20 protein-coding genes are annotated in these 19129 nt (G+C 62.5%); 9 read left to right on the top strand and 11 right to left on the bottom strand.

The genetic code is table 11. The features are described from left to right. Positions 1-21: 21 nt before the first annotated feature. From D7S86_RS07535 to D7S86_RS07510, 6 genes are all read right to left on the bottom strand, one after another. Complete coding sequence (locus D7S86_RS07535; protein WP_158601889.1) at positions 22-1386, bottom strand: TldD/PmbA family protein; 1365 nt, start codon at positions 1384-1386, stop codon at positions 22-24. Between the two features lie 315 nt (positions 1387-1701). Continuing rightward, positions 1702-2379: a porin gene (locus D7S86_RS07530; RefSeq protein WP_121085079.1), complete on the bottom strand. Its 678-nt coding sequence runs from the start codon at positions 2377-2379 to the stop codon at positions 1702-1704. 125 nt (positions 2380-2504) lie between these two features. Beyond that, on the bottom strand, positions 2505-3143 hold the full coding sequence (locus D7S86_RS07525; RefSeq protein ID WP_121085077.1) for an NAD(P)H-dependent oxidoreductase: 639 nt from the start codon (positions 3141-3143) through the stop codon (positions 2505-2507). 129 nt (positions 3144-3272) lie between these two features. Beyond that, entirely contained in the window at positions 3273-3791 is a 519-nt protein-coding gene (locus tag D7S86_RS07520; RefSeq protein WP_121085075.1) for a hypothetical protein, read from the bottom strand. 29 nt (positions 3792-3820) lie between these two features. Beyond that, a complete protein-coding gene (locus tag D7S86_RS07515) occupies positions 3821-4210 on the bottom strand; it encodes a hypothetical protein (protein WP_147432250.1) in 390 nt (129 codons plus the stop codon). Between the two features lie 57 nt (positions 4211-4267). After that, entirely contained in the window at positions 4268-5311 is a 1044-nt protein-coding gene (locus D7S86_RS07510) for a LacI family DNA-binding transcriptional regulator (protein ID WP_121085071.1), read from the bottom strand. Positions 5312-5751: 440 nt separating this feature from the next. On the opposite strand from D7S86_RS07510, the gene D7S86_RS07505 reads away from it, so the two are divergent. Then, on the top strand, positions 5752-6675 hold the full coding sequence (locus tag D7S86_RS07505) for a LysR family transcriptional regulator (RefSeq protein ID WP_121085069.1): 924 nt from the start codon (positions 5752-5754) through the stop codon (positions 6673-6675). 13 nt (positions 6676-6688) lie between these two features. Here D7S86_RS07505 and D7S86_RS07500 read toward each other — a convergent pair whose 3' ends face one another. The 3 genes from D7S86_RS07500 to D7S86_RS07490 are packed head-to-tail and all read right to left on the bottom strand — an operon-like array spanning position 6689 to position 10271. After that, positions 6689-7675 carry an ABC transporter permease gene (locus tag D7S86_RS07500; protein WP_121085067.1) on the bottom strand — a complete coding sequence of 329 codons (987 nt, stop codon included), beginning with the start codon at positions 7673-7675 and terminating at the stop codon, positions 6689-6691. Positions 7676-7690: 15 nt separating this feature from the next. After that, a complete protein-coding gene (locus tag D7S86_RS07495; protein ID WP_121085065.1) occupies positions 7691-8707 on the bottom strand; it encodes an ABC transporter permease in 1017 nt (338 codons plus the stop codon). Beyond that, positions 8700-10271: a sugar ABC transporter ATP-binding protein gene (locus tag D7S86_RS07490; RefSeq protein WP_121085063.1), complete on the bottom strand. Its 1572-nt coding sequence runs from the start codon at positions 10269-10271 to the stop codon at positions 8700-8702. The genes D7S86_RS07495 and D7S86_RS07490 overlap by 8 nt, the downstream gene beginning before the upstream one ends. A 451-nt stretch (positions 10272-10722) precedes the next feature. Here D7S86_RS07490 and D7S86_RS07485 point away from each other — a divergent pair, with 451 nt between their 5' ends. The 8 genes from D7S86_RS07485 to D7S86_RS07450 all read left to right on the top strand — a co-directional run bounded on the left by D7S86_RS07485 (position 10723) and on the right by D7S86_RS07450 (position 17499). Continuing rightward, on the top strand, positions 10723-11682 hold the full coding sequence (locus D7S86_RS07485) for a sugar ABC transporter substrate-binding protein (RefSeq protein ID WP_121085061.1): 960 nt from the start codon (positions 10723-10725) through the stop codon (positions 11680-11682). 108 nt (positions 11683-11790) lie between these two features. Next, a complete protein-coding gene (locus D7S86_RS07480; RefSeq protein WP_121085059.1) occupies positions 11791-12912 on the top strand; it encodes a Gfo/Idh/MocA family protein in 1122 nt (373 codons plus the stop codon). A gap of 87 nt (positions 12913-12999) precedes the next feature. Further along, a complete protein-coding gene (locus D7S86_RS07475) occupies positions 13000-13878 on the top strand; it encodes a sugar phosphate isomerase/epimerase family protein (protein WP_121085274.1) in 879 nt (292 codons plus the stop codon). A 19-nt stretch (positions 13879-13897) separates the two neighbouring features. After that, positions 13898-14773 carry an intradiol ring-cleavage dioxygenase gene (locus D7S86_RS07470; protein WP_121085057.1) on the top strand — a complete coding sequence of 292 codons (876 nt, stop codon included), beginning with the start codon at positions 13898-13900 and terminating at the stop codon, positions 14771-14773. Beyond that, positions 14770-15120, top strand: coding sequence for a Dabb family protein (locus D7S86_RS07465; protein ID WP_121085055.1), 351 nt, complete (start codon positions 14770-14772; stop codon positions 15118-15120). Before D7S86_RS07470 ends, D7S86_RS07465 begins: the two co-directional genes overlap by 4 nt. Further along, a complete protein-coding gene (locus tag D7S86_RS07460) occupies positions 15107-16177 on the top strand; it encodes a maleylacetate reductase (protein ID WP_121085053.1) in 1071 nt (356 codons plus the stop codon). Before D7S86_RS07465 ends, D7S86_RS07460 begins: the two co-directional genes overlap by 14 nt. Positions 16178-16253: 76 nt before the next feature. Next, positions 16254-16538: a YciI family protein gene (locus D7S86_RS07455; RefSeq protein ID WP_121085050.1), complete on the top strand. Its 285-nt coding sequence runs from the start codon at positions 16254-16256 to the stop codon at positions 16536-16538. A gap of 157 nt (positions 16539-16695) precedes the next feature. Next, a complete protein-coding gene (locus D7S86_RS07450) occupies positions 16696-17499 on the top strand; it encodes an SDR family NAD(P)-dependent oxidoreductase (RefSeq protein WP_121085048.1) in 804 nt (267 codons plus the stop codon). Between the two features lie 31 nt (positions 17500-17530). Here the strand turns inward: D7S86_RS07450 and D7S86_RS07445 are convergent, their stop codons facing one another. Beyond that, positions 17531-18307, bottom strand: a complete 777-nt coding sequence (locus tag D7S86_RS07445) for an ABC transporter ATP-binding protein (RefSeq protein WP_121085046.1) — start codon at positions 18305-18307, stop codon at positions 17531-17533. A 39-nt stretch (positions 18308-18346) separates the two neighbouring features. Continuing rightward, a complete protein-coding gene (locus tag D7S86_RS07440) occupies positions 18347-19078 on the bottom strand; it encodes an ABC transporter permease (RefSeq protein ID WP_205962764.1) in 732 nt (243 codons plus the stop codon). Positions 19079-19129 lie beyond the last annotated feature (51 nt).

The raw sequence follows: 19129 nt of genomic DNA, 5'->3' as shown, positions 1-19129 counted from the left end.
CTTCGAAAATATCGTGAGGCGTCATCGCCCCGCGAGCCGCATTTGACTAATCAGCAGCGACCCTGTCGTGATCGCGCCGGACGTATGGCGATCCGCGCCGATTTCACACTCGTCGCCCAGCATCGATCGGGCGTCGCTCGCGATCGTCACGCCGTCGACGGGAAACTGGATCTCTCCGTGCTCGACCCAAAAGCCCTCGGCCGCCTGCGAATATTCGCCTGTCAGACTGTTGAACCCGCCGCTGAACACGCTCGTCACGTAAAGGCCCGTGCCCAGCTTGCGCAACATGCCGGTCAGATCGTCGTATTCGGCCGTGCGCGCGCTCGTGATCGATACGTTGTTGGGGCCATCGGCATTCCCCGTCGGACGCATGCCGAGACGGCGCGCCGAGTAGGCCGACATCATGAAGCCGCGCAAGATGCCGCGCTCGATCAGCTCGCGTTGTCTCGACGCGACGCCATCCGAATCGAAAGGACGCGATGCGAGTCCGCGCGGGATCGACGCGTCCTCGAATGCGTTGAGGTGCGCACCGCACACGCGCTGGTCGAGCTTGCCTTCGAACATCGACGCCTTGTTCACGACAACACCGCCCTGCGCGGCGCCGAGATATTGGCCAAGGACCTGTGTCGCGACGCGCGCGTCATAGAGCACCGCGCATGTCCGCGTATCGAGAGACCGTGCGCCCAATTGGCCGACGGCGCGCGCGGCGGCGATCGAGCCGACTTCGCTCGCGGCCATCAGATCGTTCGTGAAGCGCGCCGAGTGCCCGTGTCCGCCGATGCGTTTCGTGGCGCCGTCGGACGCGATGGCCGCGCACGACAGCGATCGCATCGAAGCGCGATAGCCCTGCGCCAGACCCTCGGTACTCGCGATGCGGCTTTGCATCTGCACGGACGCGCACGATGCCCCCTCGCTTCCGACGATCTTCGACGATTGGGCAAACGCCTGGTCCTCCGCTTCCCGCGCGCGGGCTGCGAGATCTGAAATCGTCCAATCGGGCGGATCATAGAGTTCGAGATCGTCGGTCGATTCGCGCCCCACGAGGTACGCCGCCTCCGTCGGTCCGGCGAATCGATCCGCCTCCGTGAGTTGCACGGCGTCGCATGCCGCGCTTGCCAGCATGTCGATACCGCGTTGGGAAAAATTGGCCGACGCGGCTTGCGCGGTTCTGCCGTCACGATAGACGGTCAAGGTGATGCGTTGATTCGCATGCGCCGTTTGCGACACGGTTTCGCGCTGGCGAATCTGTACCGAGATGCCGCGCGCTTCGCTGATATGGACATGCGCGTGATCCGCGCCGCCGGCACGTGCGCGCGCGAGCGTGGATTCGGCAAGGTCCGCGAGTTCGTCCTGACTCCAGGTCAGGCCTTCGGAGAGAGCATGCATCGCAGCCGTGGGGAAAAGTTGAGCGGGCGAAACGCGACCGAACTTCATGTCCCGCACAAAAAAGCGGTCGCGTCCCGGCGGTCATTTTCCTTTAGGCACTTGGGAAAAAAGATCCAAAACGCACGTCGTGCGCTTCAAATATTGGAATCTTTTTCCTTAAAAAGCAGGCGCAATCGAGTCGTGTCGCGCCACATCGAGAAACGTGACAGCGCTTCGCGCAGTCTTTGTGCGTCGATAGCCGCAGCGCAGACCCGGGCGCGTTTTCGCTGCGGCTATCGACGGTTCGAGGCGAATCAGAAGCGACTCAGAATCGACTCAGAAGCGCTTCACGATGCCCGCGATCAAGCCGATCTGCGAAGCACCGTAGTCAGGACTGGTTCGAAAGTTGGCCGACCCGGAAGCCGGATCGTCGGCCACGTTGGCGCCATACGGATCGGTGTACCGATCGTTCAAGCCGACGTTCGAAGTCTTGCTGTTGAGCACCACCCCGAGCTCGGAATAGAGCGATACGGATTTCGAGAGCGAATACGTCGTCGCGAGCGTGAACAGATTGGCATTGCCGTTTCCGTGATTCGCGTTCGCATGGTAATAGCCCGCCATGATCGCCGCCGCGGCCGTCGCTACGACATACGGACCTTCAAAGCCGACGGACTTGAAAATGGCGGCGATGAAAAACGTTCCGGGCACGCTGACATGCACGCGTATCGCCATCGTTTCATAGGCATGCGCGACCAACACCAACTGATTGGGAGGAGTGTATATATTTTCGTGAACCGATGCTTCCTCACCGAAGTTGGCGGCGGAAAATCCTCTCCCGCCCTCCTTACGTCCCACCAGCAAGGGCGCGTACCAGCGTTTCACCCCTTTCTCGGTGAACGCATATTTTCTGAGCGGCGCAAAGAAATAGTGATGGATCTGCTCGCCATATTGAATCTTGAACGGTTGCGACGCATTCAGTAATTGCTCTGCTGCAAAACGACTCGAATTGCGCATCGATCGCCCTATATCTGGCAGGTTGTTGAAATCGTCGTCACCGAGGCGTCGCTCGCCATGCGAGCCATGCGAGCCATGCGCGCAGCGTCGTCATGGCGACGCTGCGCGCATGGCCGATCCGATCCTTACTTGATTTCGGTGACGAAATTTTCGCGGCTGCGCCGGACCTTTTTCAAATTGACGAGCCAATCGCCTTCGTCCGCACGATATCCCAAGGGCAAGATGACGACGCTGCGCAAGTGTTTCGATTTCAAATCGAGGATCTCGTCGACGGCAGCCGGATCGAAGCCTTCCATCGGGGTCGCGTCGACTTCCTCGAATGCCGCGGCAACCAAGGCGGTGCCCAAGGCGATATAGGCTTGACGCGCGGCGGCTTGGAAATTGCCTTCGGTACCGCGATCCGCAACGATGCCAAGCAGCATCTTCCGATAGTTTTCCCATCCCTCGTTCGTAAAGCCGCGCACGTCGTTGGTCAGGTCGAACATCATATTGACGCGCTCCGGCGTGATGTCGTCCCAAGCCGCGAACACCAGCAAGTGCGAGCACTCGGTCACTTGCGCCTGATTCCAGGCCACGGTCTGGATTTTGGCGCGGAGTTCGGCATTGGTAATCACGAGCAGCTCGAACGGCTGCAAGCCGCTCGACGTCGCCGTCAGCCGCACGGCTTCGACGATGCGCTCGACTTTGTCATCGGGCACGATCTTGGTCGGATCGTACTTCTTTGTCGCATAGCGCCAAGCCAGTTTGTCGTTGAGGGTGGTCATGATGTGGGTTCTCGTGTGGATCGTCTAAAAGCGAACGCGGTTCGCGTGGATTATTGGGGCGCCGCAGATCATAGCCAAAAAAATAGCCGGGGCAAGCGATACGCGCGCCGTCGCCGTGCGGTGGTACGGCTATTTCCGCTTGGAGCGGACACGCCGACGGATGCGCAGCGCAAGCGGAACGGCGAACAGGATGGCGATCGCCGCCGAATAGACGGCGTTGAAGGTTCTCCCGGCGAGCGAGGGATAGGCCAGTGTCGGCTCGCTTGCCGGCCCCGCATAGATCGCAATGACTTGGCCGTCGTAGATCAGCCTCCCGACCGAACGAATGCCGCGTCGAAGCGGGTCGTCGATATCCGCGTAGACCTGCGCGGTCACGACACCGCCGGCCGGGGTTCTGAGGGACAAAAGATAGGACGGCCCGCTACGCCCCATCACCACCTGGGGATCGTCGATCAGCGTATCGTGCTCGAACTCGCATGCGCCGGCGATTGTCTCGCGGCCGACCGCCGGATGGCATGACGGGTCCTGCCGGAATCGCCGCAATGCCTGCGCTTCCGATGGAATCCACGCAAGATTGTAGAGTGCGCATAGCGTTGCGATTGCAACGATTGCGCCCAGGAAGATATTCGTCCCTTTGTTGAGGGGCATGGAGCCTGGCGGAGCCATCGTTTGCTTGATCAGGACGTCAATCGGTCAGGGCTGGCCGCCCGGTCCGCGAATACCTTTTCCTTCAATTCGCGCAGGTAGTCAGCCAGCATTTCGCTATAGGCCGCGTCATCGCCGCGCGCCCGCCAGGAAGCCGTATTTTTTAGTAATAAAGCCAAGGGCTGCAAGTCGTACCACGCCATGGAAATTCGCACGGACCTGTCCGCGGTCGTCAGCGTCAAGGTGTCGACGGGCAGCAAGGTACGAAATCCGGGGAGATAACCGCCGCGGATTTCTTTGAGCTGGTCCCAGGAATAAAACCGGCCGTAACGCAGCCCTTCACGATAAATGCCGATGCGGCTGCGCGTAAGCGCGAGCACCGCCCATCGCTTACGCTTTATTTCGTAGAGAAATGGATCCACGCGAACGCCCCCTGGGAGTGGGCATCATGAAATCGCACTCGATGCGGCGCCGTCAAGTCAATCGCGAAAGCGGCTCGCAATGTGGGCCGGAATATTTTCCGGAGTCACCACCACGACCGACGACGACGATGCGACCGCGGATGCCGGCAGCAGCTTGTGGAAATGCATCACGTGATGGCACGCGGAGCGCATGTCTTGTCTGAGGTCATGGTTCAAGACAGCCTGAATCTTGCGTTCGTGCAGCAGCCGCACATTATCTCGATCCAGATCGTGCGCGATAAAGCAGACCGGCGTCTGCTGATGCCGCTCCAAAGCGCGGAGAATCGCGGTGTTGCCGCCCCCCATCGAGTAGACGGCGGCAATGGGCACGTTGCCGCCGAGCACGCTTTCGACGCGCGCCTCGGTGATCGCATCGATACCATGCCCGCCGCCCGCATCGACGACATTGATCTGAGGATGGCACGTGCGCAACGCGCGACGAAAGCTGATCTCGCGTTCTTCCTCGCCGCGGAACTGCTCGTCGCTGACGGTGATGAGGACGTTCGCGGGCCGCGGTCCGAGCCATTGCCCGAGCAGATAGGCGGCGGTCGCGCCGGCGACACGATTGTCCAGCCCCGCGTAGGCAATGCGGCGTGACAACGGAATATCGGTGACGAACGTCACGACCGGGATGCCATGGCGTTCGAGCTCGCCGATCGCTTCGGCAATTTCGGGCACGTCGCGCGCCTTCAGGACCACACCGTGGCTGCCTCGCTGACAAATCGATCGAAGCATGGCGACCACATCGTTCGGCTTCATCGTCTCCTGCAGCAGGAAACGCGGCCGGACGACCACGGGGTGCAGGAGCGCAAGCTCGGACTCCAGCGCGCTTCGCACTTCATCGGTGAAGCGGGTCGGGGCCTCGATCATCACGTCGACAATCAGCTTACGGCCCATGCTCGCCAGATTCAGTTGCTGCTTCTCGAGCTCATTGATGGCTTGCTCGACACGCTTGCGCGTGTGCTCACGCACGTTCGCGCGCGCGTTCAGCACGCGGTCGACGGTCGCCACGCCGAGTCCCGCCTGCAGCGCAATTTCCTTGATCAAGAAGCGGTGGGCCAATCCGGTATCGCTCCAATTGATAGATCGATGATGTAAAACGCGCGTTTTTTATGTCTGCCGCGAGATGCATCCTACATCCGATTCCATCCGTGGCGACAGCCGTGCAAGGCATCACAGAGCCCTATCGGATCGCTTTGATAGATTATTGATGGATTTTTATCGACACGAGATGGACCCCGGACACCATCATCTACGACATGTTCGCCCCGCGGGCGACACGGCATTCCGCGCTACGGCAATCGCCATGCATCCGTGGTCGAAGCAGGGGCATCCAATGCTTGGGCCACGCCCGCGTCGAACGCCGCATCGGCGATCGATGCAGACACATGGAATCGGAGCCATGCCGAGCCGAGACCGCGATCCGGATCGGCGCCTCGCGAGATATCCACGCCCTCTAGCGCGAGCGGATCTTCCCGATAGCCAGGATCTCCAGGAGACGTATGGACCGTTGGACCCAGATTCAATTGTTCGTGCTGACCGCCGACCTCGGCAGTCTGTCGAAAGCGGCGGAGCAGCTCGATATTTCCAACGCGGCGGCAAGCCGGACCTTGAGCGCCCTCGAGGAGCGTCTGGGCACACGGTTGATCGAACGCACGACACGCCGCATGTGGATGACCGATGCGGGCCGCGAATATCACGCGCGATGCGGCGCCATTCTGTCCGAACTTGCCGATGCCGATTCGATGGCCTCGCAAGAGGCAGTCAGCCCCAAGGGGGTCTTGCGCGTCACGAGCTCGGTCTCGTTCGCCATGATGCATATCGCGCCCGCGTTGCCGGATTTTCTCAAGTGCTACCCGCAGTTGTCGGTCCAGATCGTGACGGCCAATCAGTATCGGGATTTCATTCAGGCCGGCATCGATATCGCGATCCGCACGCGCGAGCACGAAGGCGATTCAGGCATCACGGTGCGCCGGCTCGCGGAAACGCGACGCGTGCTCGCCGCGTCTCCGGCCTATCTGGCCACGCGTGGCCGCCCCGAGACGCCCGCCGATCTCGAGAAGCACACGATGCTCGTCTACAACCTCGCCGCCGATCCGTATGAATTGCATCTGCGCCGCGGCGACGAGCGATGCAATGTGCCCATTTCGAGCCGGCTCGATTGCAACGACGGTCAGGTCATCGTGGCCGCGGGCCGCGCGGGACTCGGCATCGTGATTCAACCGCTCTACATCATTCACGACGAGATCGTGTCGGGCCGGCTGATCCCCGTGCTCGAGGATTGGCAACTGCCGCGGCTCACGATCAATCTCGCCTATCAAAGCCGGCGCCATCAGCCCGCGAAAATCCGCGTCTTCACGGATTTCCTCATCGAGCGCGTCAAAGCGATGCAACTCGAAAAACGCTGGATGACGTTCGGCACCTGAAACGCATCGGCGCCTACGCCCTCGCCTCGCGACGCTTGAATCGGCTCAGCGGCCGGGACAAAAGCGCACCGAGCACGGCGCCGAGGCGTCCGTCGAGCAGCACCACGCACAGCAGAAGCAGACCGTTGACGAGAAGAATCTGCGTCGAGGTGGCATTGAGCAATCCAAGCCCGTTGTTCAGGATCGTCAGGATGAACACGCCGACCGCGACGCCGAGCGGCGAGCCCTTGCCGCCTTCAAGCGCGACGCCGCCGACAATGGCGGCCGACGCCGCCTGAAGCAGCACATTGCCGCCGAGCGTGGCCGACGCGCTCGCGAGACTCAGCGAGATCAATCCGCCGCCTAACGACGTCAAACCGCCTGAAATGGCGAACGCAACGGTCAATGCGGGCCCGACACGCGCCCCGCTTTGAATCGCGGCCTTGCGATGACCGCCTGCCGCATAGATGTCGCGGCCCAGCGTCGTAAAGCGCAGAAATACCGCGACAAGCCCATAGGCACCGATCGTGACGAGACTGCGCGGCGAGAAAATGCCTAAAAGATTCTGGTCGAGCACATCGCTGACATCGAGATTGCCGTAGCTGAGCACGCGTCCTCCCGCGACCCAATACGCGACCCCCGTCAGCAGCATCATCGATCCGACCGTGGTGACCAACGACGATACGCCGAGCCACGGCAACAACACGGCGTTGGCGACGCCGACCGCGACACCGAATGCGCAGGCCCCAAGCAGTCCGACCCAGGCATGATCCTGACCGAACTTGACCGTGATGAGCCCCGCCACCGTCGCGGTCGCGGCCACGCTCAAATCGAACTCGCCCGCGATCATCGTGACGGAAAGCCCGAGCGCCACGATGCCCAGAAACGCAAAGGCCTGGAAAATGGCGTACAGATTGGCCTGCGTCAAGAAATGATCGACGCCCAAACCGAAACAGATCGGCATGCCGATCAGCAGCACCGTCCGAATCACGAGATTCAACATGCGTTGAGACGCATCCATCGGTCTGTCTCCAGATTACCGGCCGCGCGGCCGAAAGCGTGCGAGCAACGCACCGAACACGACGGCGCCGAGCACGACCGCCCCCTTCACAACGAGTTGGTACTCGTAACTGACGCCGCTGACCAACAGGATATTGCTGATCACGGCCAGGAAAATCGCACCGACGACCGCATCGGAAATCTGACCGCGTCCGCCTCGAATGGAGATACCGCCGACGAGAACCGCCGCGATCGCATTGAAGTCGAGATCGACGCCATACGTGAGGTTGCCCTGCGTCGACGACGAGGCGATCAAGGACCCGGCCAAAGCGGCGGCGGCGCCCGCGTACCCATAGCAGAGCAGCAACGCCCAATTCATGCGCAGCCCCGCGATGCGCGCCACTTCCGCACGCATGCCGATCAAGCGGATCTCGCGTCCCACACGCGTCTTCTGCAAGACGAAACTCGCGACGGCGACGAACGCGGCAAACACGATGATTTGCGTGGGTAGCCATCCGAACACCTTGCCCTGACCGAGCCAGCTCGCATCGCCGTTTCCGATGATCGTGAGCCCCCCGGTATAGATGACGCCGAGGCCAAGAATGATCGACGACGTCGCGATCGTCGTGATGATCGGATTCGCGCGTCCCCATGCGATCACGGCGCCCTGGATCGCGCCGGCAACGAGCCCGGCCAACACGACGAGCACGACGGTCACGATCAGTCCGAGATGAATCAAGGCGGCGAACATGACGGTCGATACGGCCGCCGTCGCGCCCATCGACAGCATGAACAGATTTCCGCTCAGCGTGATCAGCGTCATGCCGATCGCGCCGATGCCCACGGCCGCCAGCGCGTACATCAGCGCCTGCACATTGCCGAACTCGCTGAAATGCGGAACGAAGGCGCATGCGGCGGCGATCAACAGCACGGTCGCCACGCGAACCGAAGCGGCATGGATGCTCGTCGAACCGAGCAAGAAGGCTCGCGAGCGACGTGCGAGCGTGGGGGCGGAGCCGGCCGCTTGATGCGGCTCGACGGCGGTCTTATGCATGAGCGGAGTCCCTTGTCTGGGAGCGGAATGTCGAGTGAGCGTGCCCGGTCTCGACGCCGCCCGCGACGATATCGTGAAGAATCATGTCGCCGTCGAGTTCGTGCCGAGGTTTGCATCGGACGACGCGACCGCGAAAGATCGTAAGCACCGTGTCGGCAAACTCGAGAATCTCTTCGAGATCCGTCGAATAGAAAATAATCGCAATGCCTTGCGCGGCCATCTTCCGCAACGTCGCGTAGATTTCGCTTCGCGCGCCGATGTCGACGCCGCGCGTCGGCTCGTTGAGCAGCAGCACGCGCGGATCGAGTGCGACAGCCTTGGCCAGCGAAACCTTCTGCTGGTTGCCGCCGCTCAAGGTCGACACTTCGTTGGGCAGCCGCTTGGGGTCGATCGCGAACTGACCGGCCAAGGTTTTTGCGGCTTCGTGTTCGGCGGTGCGCTGCATGATGCCCGCGCGGCTGAAGCGCGCCATCACGGACGACGTGATATTCATTTCGATCGGTGCATCGAGGAAGACACCCTTGCCCGCGCGATCCTCCGCGACGTAGGCGATCCCCGCGCGCAAGGCGCTGCGTACACTGCCGATCGCGACGTCGGCGCCATCGAGACGCACGGCGTCGGAGATGTCGCCGCGCAGACCGGCGAGCGCCTCGACCACCGTTTCCGCGCCCGATCCGAGCTGTCCGACCACGGCGACAATCTCGCCCGGCGCGACGTCGATCGACAGGTTTTTCAAGCGGTCGCCGACATGGAGATCGGTGATCGATACACGCGGCGTCATGGGCGCGCGCGGCGGCGGCGGCGTCACATGCCGATGCACGAGATCGCGCCCGATCATCGCCTTCACGACATCCGCGGTCGACAGATCGGCCGTGCGCTCGGTCATCACATGCTGACCATTGCGGAATACGGTGACGCGATCCGTCAGCGCGAAGACCTCGTCGAGACGATGACTCACGAAAATCATGGCCGTGCCCTGGTCGCGCAGCCGACGCGCCACGTCGAACACGCGCACGATCTCGGCATCCGACAAGGTCGCGGTGGGTTCGTCGAGCAACAGCACCTTGGCGCGCCGCGATACGCCGCGCGCGATCTCGATCAGTTGGCACTCCGCGAGGCTCAACTGCGAGGCGCGCGCGTCGAGCTTGACGTGTTCGAGCCCGACCGAATCGAGATGCGCGCGCACCGCGTCGCGGTAGCGGCCGCGACGATAGAGCTCGCCCTGCCCGACCCCGCCGAGCAAGATATTGTCGAGCACCGACAAGGTCGGCACGATCGCCAGCTCCTGATGCACGATCGAGATCAACGTGGGATCGGTTCGCGCACCCGGCCGCAGCGTGACGCCGTCGACCGTCACGCTGCCTTCGTCGGGCGTCACGAGGCCGCCGAGTATTTTGATGAACGTACTTTTGCCCGCGCCGTTTTCTCCGCATAGCGCGTGAATTTCACCGGGCGCGAGTTCAAGACTGACCCCGCTCAGCGCCTTGACGCCGTCATAGTTCTTTTTCAGATCGCGAGCGCTCAGCAGGCTCGCACCGGCCAGGTCGTGCCCTTGGGCATGCATTGTCTTCCTCCAGGAACGGATCGATGTCGATCTCGGCCATCTTTGAGCCCGATGTCGCGCCGCGTCGTTCCCAAGCCTTGCGCGAATCGGCATCGTGCCGGCCATGCGAAGCGCGCGGCCTCGCCAGCCCTTTTTGTCGATCTGCGAAGAATAGAAGTCGGTTCCTGAAAAAAAAATGCCGCGCGGCGAAATGATATTTCCGCTGAGCGCAAATATCGCGTCGCGGCACGCAGGCATGGCCTTGGATCGACACACGCACACGCTCGACCGCACGCGATTCTTCGCGTCGCGCCGCACTTCGCGGCCGATTCGCGCGACATTTTTTCTTTAGCTGGAAATAACTTTTCGCGCGATCACATTTTTCTTTGCCCCGCGTCACCGTACTGTGAACCCCGATCACAACGACACCGGCGCACGCGTTCGAACGCAGCGCCTTACAGGAGACAACACGGTGACACTGAACAAAACCCTCATTTCATGCGCGCTCGGCGCGACGATCGGCCTCGGCGCCACGGCGGCCGCGGTCGCCAAGCCGCATGTGTCGCTGCTGATGCCGACGCAAAGCGTCCAGTACTGGGCCCTCTACGTCAAAGGCTTTCAAAAGGAAGCGCAGGCACAGGGCATCGACGTGGATGTGAAGGTCACCAACTACGACGCGACCGAGCAGGCGACGCAAGTCGAACAGGCCATTGCACAAAAGCCCGACGTGCTCGTGCTCGTGCCGGTCGATTCGAGCGCCATGGTGCCCTCGATCCGCAAGATCAATCAGGCCAAGATTCCGCTCGTGATTTCGAACTCGATGCCGGATGCGAAGTACGCGCGGTACTGGCAGGCGTTCACGGGTCCCAACGACGTGAGCTACGGCGAGCAAGCGGCCAAGGCCATGATCAACGGCTTCAAGGACAAGGGCTATGGCGCCAACGGCAAGGTCCTCGTGATCAACGGCCAGATGGGCACGCCGCCTCAGTTGCAGCGCTATCAGGGCTTTACCGCCGAACTGCAGAAGAGCGCGCCCGGCATCCAGGTCGCCGGCGCGCTGCCCGCCGACTGGGACACGGTCAAAGCCGAATCGGCGGCTTCCGCATTGTTCACCCAATACAAGGACGTCAAGGGCGTGTTCGCCGAGAACGACGCCGAGCTGCGCGGCGTCGTGACGGCCGCGGAGCGTCTGGGGCTCGACCCGTCGAAGCTCGTGCTCGTCGGACTGGGTTGCGATGCGCCCGTCGTCGACTTGATCGTCGCGGGCAAGGCCTACGCCACGATCGATCAATCGCCCGTCGAAGACGGCGCGATGGCGGCGCGCGCGGCCAAAACCCTCGCCACGGGCGGCACGCCGAAGGCCATCGACTATCTGCCGAACCCGATCGCGACGAAATCGAACGTCAACGTCTGCTATTCGCAGCAGAAGTAATCGTCGCGCGATCCCTCGCACGAGGCATCGCGCAGCGCACTGCATATCGCGACGCACGGCTTGCTTGCGCCAAGCAAGTCGCGTCGCATCGTTTTTCTGGAGACATGGATGAGACGTGAAGTCGGTGTGGCCGTCATCGGCACAGGATTTATGGGTAAGGCGCACGCACTCGCCTATCGCGCCGTGCCCTATGCGTTTCCCGACGCGGCGCAGCCGCGTCTGGTCGCCGTCGCGGACATCAACGAGGCCGCCGCGCGCGGGGCCCAGGCTCAATTCGGATTCGAACGCGCGACACGCGATTGGAGGACGCTGCTCGACGACCCCGCGATTCAAGCGATCTCGATCACGACGCCGTGCAGTCTCCATAAGGAGATGGCGCTCGCGGCGATCGCGGCGGGCAAGCACGTGCACTGCGAGAAGCCCATCGCGCCGTCCGCGGCCGATGCGCTCGCCATGATGGAAGCCGCGCAGGCCGCCGGCGTCGTGACCCAGACCGGCTACAACTACATCAAGAATCCGCTGCTCGAACTCGCGCGCTCGATGATCGCGGCCGGTGAACTCGGCGACATCACGAGCTTCCGCGGCGTGCACGCCGAGGACTATATGGCCGATCCGGAGATTCCGTACAACTGGCGTGTGGACCCCGAAAACGGCGCCGGCGCGCTGGCCGAAATCGGCAATCACATCATCGGCCTCTCGCGATTCCTGCTCGGCCCGATCGTCGAGGTCAACGCGCAACTCGAGACCGTCAATCGCACGCGTCCCGTTGCGCCGGGCGCGCAAGCGCGTCGCGACGTTCACGTCGACGACATCGCGCGGATGATCGTGAAATTCGGCCGCGGCTGTTCGGGTTCGATCGAAGCGAACTGGGCCGCGACGGGCCGCAAGATGCAGCTCGAATTCGAGGTATTCGGGACGCGGGGCGCGCTCGTGTTTTCGCAGGAACGCCTCAACGAACTGCACTACTACCGCGTCGGCGACGATGCGCGGACATCGGGATTCACGCGCATCGAAGCGGGTCCCGCGCATCCGCCCTATTCGAATTTCACGGTGGCGGGCGGACATCAGCTTGGCTTCAACGATCTCAAGACCATGGAAATGGCGGGCTTTCTGAACGCGATCGAAAGCGGCACGCCCGCCCACGCGAATTTCCACGAAGCCTGGGAAATCCAGCGTGTCGTCGACGCCGCGATCCGCTCGTCCATCGAGATGCGACGGGTCACGATTTGAGTGCTTGCGATACGCGCAAGCCCTTCAATGCGTGATCCATATGTGAAACGCGCCGCGTCGTCAGCGCGCGTCATCAAGGAGAATCAGATGTCTCACCCCCCTATCGAACTGCTCGCGGCCTATTTCACGCTGTCGGGCGACGTATATCCGTTCGGGCCGACGGAAATCAGTCCGTTCAGCTTCCAGCATCGCGTCGAAGCGGCCGCGCGCGCCGGATGGAAGGGTATCGGACTCGTGTACGCCGACGCGTACGCCACGGTCGACAAGATCGGCTTCAAGGAAATGCGCCGGATTCTCGAAGCCAACGGCATCGAGCACGTCGAGCTTGAAATCCTCGTCGATTGGTATCGGACAGGCGAGCGCCGCAGGGCGTCGGACACCGCGCGGCATCTATTGCTCGACGCCGCCGAGGCGCTGCATGCGCGCGCCGTCAAGATCGGACCGGGCATCGGCGAAGACACCGCGGACATCCCGCTGATGGTCGATGCATTCGGCGCCTTGTCCAGAGATGCCGCGGCGCGCGGAACGCAAGTCATGCTTGAAATCATGCCGTTCAGCAACGTGCGCACGATCGAGACGGGCCGCGCGATCGTCGAAGGCGCGAATCAATCGAATGCGGGCTTGTTGCTCGACATCTGGCACCTTGCGCGCGGCGGCGTCGACTTCGCCGAGATCGCGACGATCAAGCCGGGCTTTATCAAAGGCATCGAACTCGACGACGCCGATCGCTATCCGATCGAGCCGCTCTGGATGGACACGATCCACAAACGCCGGCTTCCGGGCGACGGCGTGCTCGATGTCGGACGCTTTATCGAAGCCGTTCAAGCCACCGGCTATCAGGGCCCGTGGGGCGTCGAGATTCTGTCCGAGGTCGAGCGCAAGCTTCCGTTGGAAGACATGGCGACGCGCGCCTATCAGGCGACGATGCGCCACTTCGACACCACGGCTCACCCGAAAGCCGCCTAACCCGGCGCACACCGATCCAATGCAGAACATCAACGAAGACACCATCACGCAAGCCGTCATCGCGTCCCTCGCGCGCTGCGACCGGCCGCGGCTCAGAACGATCATGACGAGTCTCGTTCAGCATCTGCATGCGTTCGCGAGAGACGTGGCGCTGACCGAAGACGAATGGGCGCAAGCCATCGCATTCCTGACGGAAGTCGGTCATATCACCGATGACAAGCGACAGGAGTTCATCCTGCTCTCCGACACGCTGGGCCTGTCGATGCTCGTCACGACGCAAAACAACGTCAAGCCGTCGAATTGCACGGAAGCGACGGTATTCGGGCCGTTTTTCGTCGAGGGATCGCCCGTCTATCAAAACGGTGACGACATTTCGAACGGCGCGCACGGTGCGCCGTGCTATGTGTCGGGGCAGATCCGAGGCGTCGGCGGCGAACCCATTCCGTTCGCGCACCTCGATGTATGGCAGTCCGACGAAGACGGCTTCTACGACGTGCAAACGCCCGACGCAAGCGGTGAGACGGTGATGCGCGCGCGAGGGCGACTGACGACCGATGAACACGGGCGTTTTCATTTCCGCTCGATTCTCGCCGAGGCGTATCCGATTCCTCACGACGGTCCCGTCGGCCGGATGCTCGCGGCAACGGGACGGCATCCGTGGCGCCCCGCTCACCTGCATTTCATGATCGCCGCGCCCGGCTTCGAAACACTGGTCACGCACGTGTTCAGAAACGGCGATCCTTATCTCGACTCCGATGTGGTATTCGGCGTACGGTCGACCTTGATCGCGGACTGGATCGAGCATGCGCCGGGAACGGCGCCGGACGGCACGCGGTTCGACGCGCCCTGGTATTCGCTCGATTTCGACTTCGTTCTCAACGCGGGGGCCGCATGATCCGTCATATCGTCATGTGGCGTGTCCAGGGCGACACGGCTTCGGAGCGAGAGGCCGCATCGGCGCGCGTCAAGGCGAGCTTCGAGACCTTGCGCGGCCGCATCCCCGGTATGCGGCATCTCGAAGTCGGACTCGACTTCAGTCAAGTGGACTACGCGTGCGACGTCGTCCTGATCGCGGAATTCGAGTCGCCGGAAGCGCTCGACGGCTACGCCCACCATCCCGAACACCTGCGCGTGCGCCGTGAGTTGGAGAACGTGAGAATCGCCCGTCATCAGGTCGACTATGTTCCGGAATCCGATCACACGCACGGCCAGCGCGCCGAATCGATCCATGACAAAGCTTGATTTCGTCTACGAAGCCCGCGCGTCGCGCGTCGTGTTCGGCGCAGGCCATCTCGCGCATCTCGAACGCGAAGTGCTGAACTTGCGATCGGAACGCGCATTGGTGCTCTGTAGCCCGGAACAGGTCGAGATGGGCAAGCGGATCGTCGAACGCCTCGGCGGCCGGGCAGCCGGCCTGTTCGATCAGGCGACGATGCACGTGCCGCTCGAACTCGCCGAACAGGCACGCGGGATCGCGCGCGAAGTCAATGCCGACTGCGCCGTCGCGGTCGGCGGCGGATCGACCATCGGCCTGGGCAAGGCCATCGCGCTGACGTCGGATCTGCCCATCCTCGCGATCCCGACGACGTACGCCGGCAGCGAGATGACGCCGGTCTACGGCATCACGCAAGCGGGCATCAAACGGACCGGCAAGGATTTCCGGGTCATGCCCAAGGCCGTGATCTACGACCCGGAGCTGACGCTGTCCCTGCCGCCCGCGATGTCGTTGACGAGCGGCATCAATGCGATCGCGCACGCGGCCGAAGGACTCTATGCCCAGGATGCCAATCCTGTCATGAGCCTGATGGCGCAAGAAGGCATCGCCGCGCTCGCGCGTTCGTTGCCGGCCATCGTGCGCTCGCCGGCCGATATCGAAGCGCGCGCCGATGCCTTGTATGGCGCGTGGCTGTGCGGCACCGTGCTGGGCAACGTCGGCATGGCGCTTCATCACAAGCTATGCCATACGCTGGGCGGCAGCTTCAATCTGCCGCACGCGCAAACGCACACGATCGTCTTGCCGCACGTGCTCGCCTATAACCGATATGCGGCGCCTCAAGCGATGGAGCGCATCGCGCGCGCGATCGGCGCGCACGATGCGGCGACCGGTTTGTACGCGCTTGCGCAATCCAACGGTGCGCCCGTGGCGCTCAAGCATATCGGCATGAAGCAGGAAGACGTCGAAAAAGCCGCGCAGATCGCGACGGCCAACCCCTACTGGAATCCGCGGCCGATCGATCGCGACGCGATTCGGGCGCTGTTGCAGGATGCGTTTGACGGCGTTGCGCCGCGCGACGCGTGATGCGTCATCTGTCATGCGTCATGTGTGACGCGCATCGAGACCGCATGCTTTAACAAAAAAAGGAGAGAGGAGCGCCATGCATTTCACCGTGTACTGCCTGGATTTTCCGAACAGCGTCGAACGCCGCTTGGCCCATTACGACGCGCACAAAGCCTATTTGCAAACGGCGCCGATCACGACGCTTATCTCTGGACCGCTGACGCAGGCGGACGGCGCGACGATGATCGGCAGCTTCTTTCTTTACGAAGCCGATCGCGTCGAAGACGTCGAAGCATTCGTGAAGAACGATCCGTTCAACCAGGCCGGCATCTGGCAATCGATCGATATTCGGCCGTTTATCAAGCGCGTCGACAACCGTTGACGCACGCGCGGCACACGTTTCGTCAAGCGCCCCGCGCCCGACACGTCCCCATGCGATGTGGCAAAGCGCAGCGCCGTTCGTGTTTTTCAGCCGATCCGCACCCGGCCGAATTCGGTACGGGTGCGCCGGCTTTATTGTTGATTAAGGACATCCATTCATGCAAACGGGACTCGAAGGAAAGATCGTACTGATCACGGGCGCGGCTCAAGGCATCGGCCGCGCGACCGCGCTGGCCTTCGCGCGCGAAGGTGCGCGCGTCTGCGCGGTCGACATCGATGCCGATGCGCTCGACTCGCTGCAGTCGGAGATTCACGCGCTCGGCGTGCCCGTCAACACGGCGCGTGCCGATTTGTCGAGCGGTGAAGGCGTCACGGCCGGCATCGACGCGGCGCTGCGTCCGCATCAAGGGCAACTCGACATTCTTGTGAATAACGTAGGCTCGGGTAAGGTCAGGACGTTCGACGATCTGTCCGATGCCGATTGGAACGCGACGCTCAACCTCAATTTCCTGAGCTATGTTCGCGCGTGTCGGCATCTGCTGCCGACGCTGCGTCAGCGCGAGAAGGCCGTCATCATCAACAACGCTTCGGATCTGGCGCGCCAGCCGGAGCCGGTACCGATCGACTATTCGGCGTCCAAGGCGGCGGTGCTCGCGCTCACGAAGGGTCTGGCGCGCGCGGAAGCCCCGAAGATCCGCGTCAATGCGGTCGCACCGGGTCCCGTTTGGACACCGTTCTGGACGAAGGAAGGCGGCTTCGCCGAGACCATGGGGAAATTCCACAAGATGGATCCTCGCGAGGCCGTCGAGCACGAACTGTCGCTGCGTCAATTACCGTTGAATCGGCTCGGTACACCGGAGGAAGTCGCGAACGTCATCGTGTTCCTCGCCTCGGATCTCGCGTCGTTCGTGACCTCGGCCGTCTGGGGTGTCGACGGCGGCAGTATTCGCAGTTTGATTTAGGCCGATCCGCGCGGGCGTTGCGCGATGTCGGTCACGCATTCGCGCCGAGGTGGAGATCGGCCCAGACCTCGGTGAAGTGGTCGTTGTAGACGGGATCCTTTCGTATCTCCACGGCGTTTCGCGTAACGCGCGGCAAATGGATCTCGTGAATCGACACCACCACCGACGGCCGCTGCGAAAGCACCAGCACGCGGTCGGCCATCGCGACGGCCTCGCCGATGTCATGCGTGACGAGAATCGCGCTTTTGCTCTGTTCGATGATGATCTGCCGGACATCGGACTGCAGCAACAAGCGCGTTTGAAAATCGAGCGCCGAAAAAGGCTCGTCCAGCAAGATCACCTCCGGATCGAACGCCAAGGTTCGCATGATGGCCGCACGTTGTCGCATGCCGCCCGACAGCGTGCGCGGCTTTGCATGCTCGAACCCCGACAAGCCGTATGCACGGATCAGCTTCATCGCGATCTCGCTCGATTGCGCGCGCGGCACGCCTCTGACATCGAGCCCCAATGTGACGTTTTCGAGCACCGTGCGCCACGGCAGCAGCAGGTCCTTTTGCAGCATATATCCGACATGCCCGGTGGCCTGGTCGACTTGCACGCCGCCGACGGACACGCTGCCGCGTGTCGGCTTCAGCAATCCAGCGATCACGTTGAACAAGGTCGATTTCCCGCAGCCCGACGGTCCGACGATCGCGAGCACTTCGCCCCGGCGCAACGCAAAGTCGATTTGTCGGATGGCGTCGACCCGCCCGGACGCGCTCTCGAAGGCGACGCCGATCCCGATGGCTTCAAGTGCGATGTTAGGCATCACTATCGGTACTCAAAAATCGAGGGAATGGAAAAAGCGCTACGACGCGCCGCGCATGCGGCGCTCAAGCAGGCCCACCACCGCATACATGAGGAGCGCGACCGCCATCAGCGCGGCGATTCCGACCCAGACTGCATTGAGGTCGTAGATCACGCCGGCGTAATAGATCATGTAGCCCAGACCGTCCTTCGACGAGATGTATTCGCCGACCACCGCGCCGATCAGCGCGAATCCCACGTTGAGACGCAGGATCGACGCGATCCACGGCAGCGTGCCCGGCACGATGACCATGCGCCATATCTGGACATGACGCGCGCCCAGCGATTTCATCAGCCGAATCTGATCCGGATCGATTTCACATGTGCCCGCGTATGCGGAAATCATCGCGACCACAAAGGTGATGATGGACGCCACGGCGATCTTGGACGCGAGCCCGACGCCGAACCAGACGATGATCAGAGGCGCCAACGAAATGATGGGGAGTCCGTTGATCGCCGCGAGATACGGTTTCAGCACGCGCGCCGCCGTCGGACTCAGCCATAGCAAGAGTCCCGCCAGGCTGCCGAGCCCCGTCCCGATGACGAAGCCCGACACCGTCTCCCACGCCGTGATGCCGATATCGTGAAACAAGGCCCCGCTTGCGATCAGCGCAAGCCCCTTGCTCCAAATCCCGCTCGGTTGTCCGTAGAGAAACACGGCGATCCAGCCACGACGGATCGCGACCTCCCATGCGCCGAGAAACACGCCGAGCAGCAGGATCTGATAGATCAAGATGCGAGCCTGACCGGCACTTCGATGTGAGGGCATAGTCAGAATGAGCGA

The sequence above is a fragment of the Pararobbsia silviterrae genome, from assembly GCF_003628125.1.
GTDB classification, from domain to species: Bacteria; Pseudomonadota; Gammaproteobacteria; order Burkholderiales; family Burkholderiaceae; genus Pararobbsia; species Pararobbsia silviterrae.
Note: the sequence above shows the minus strand (reverse complement) of the source record. Positions and strands in the feature narration are given on the sequence as shown.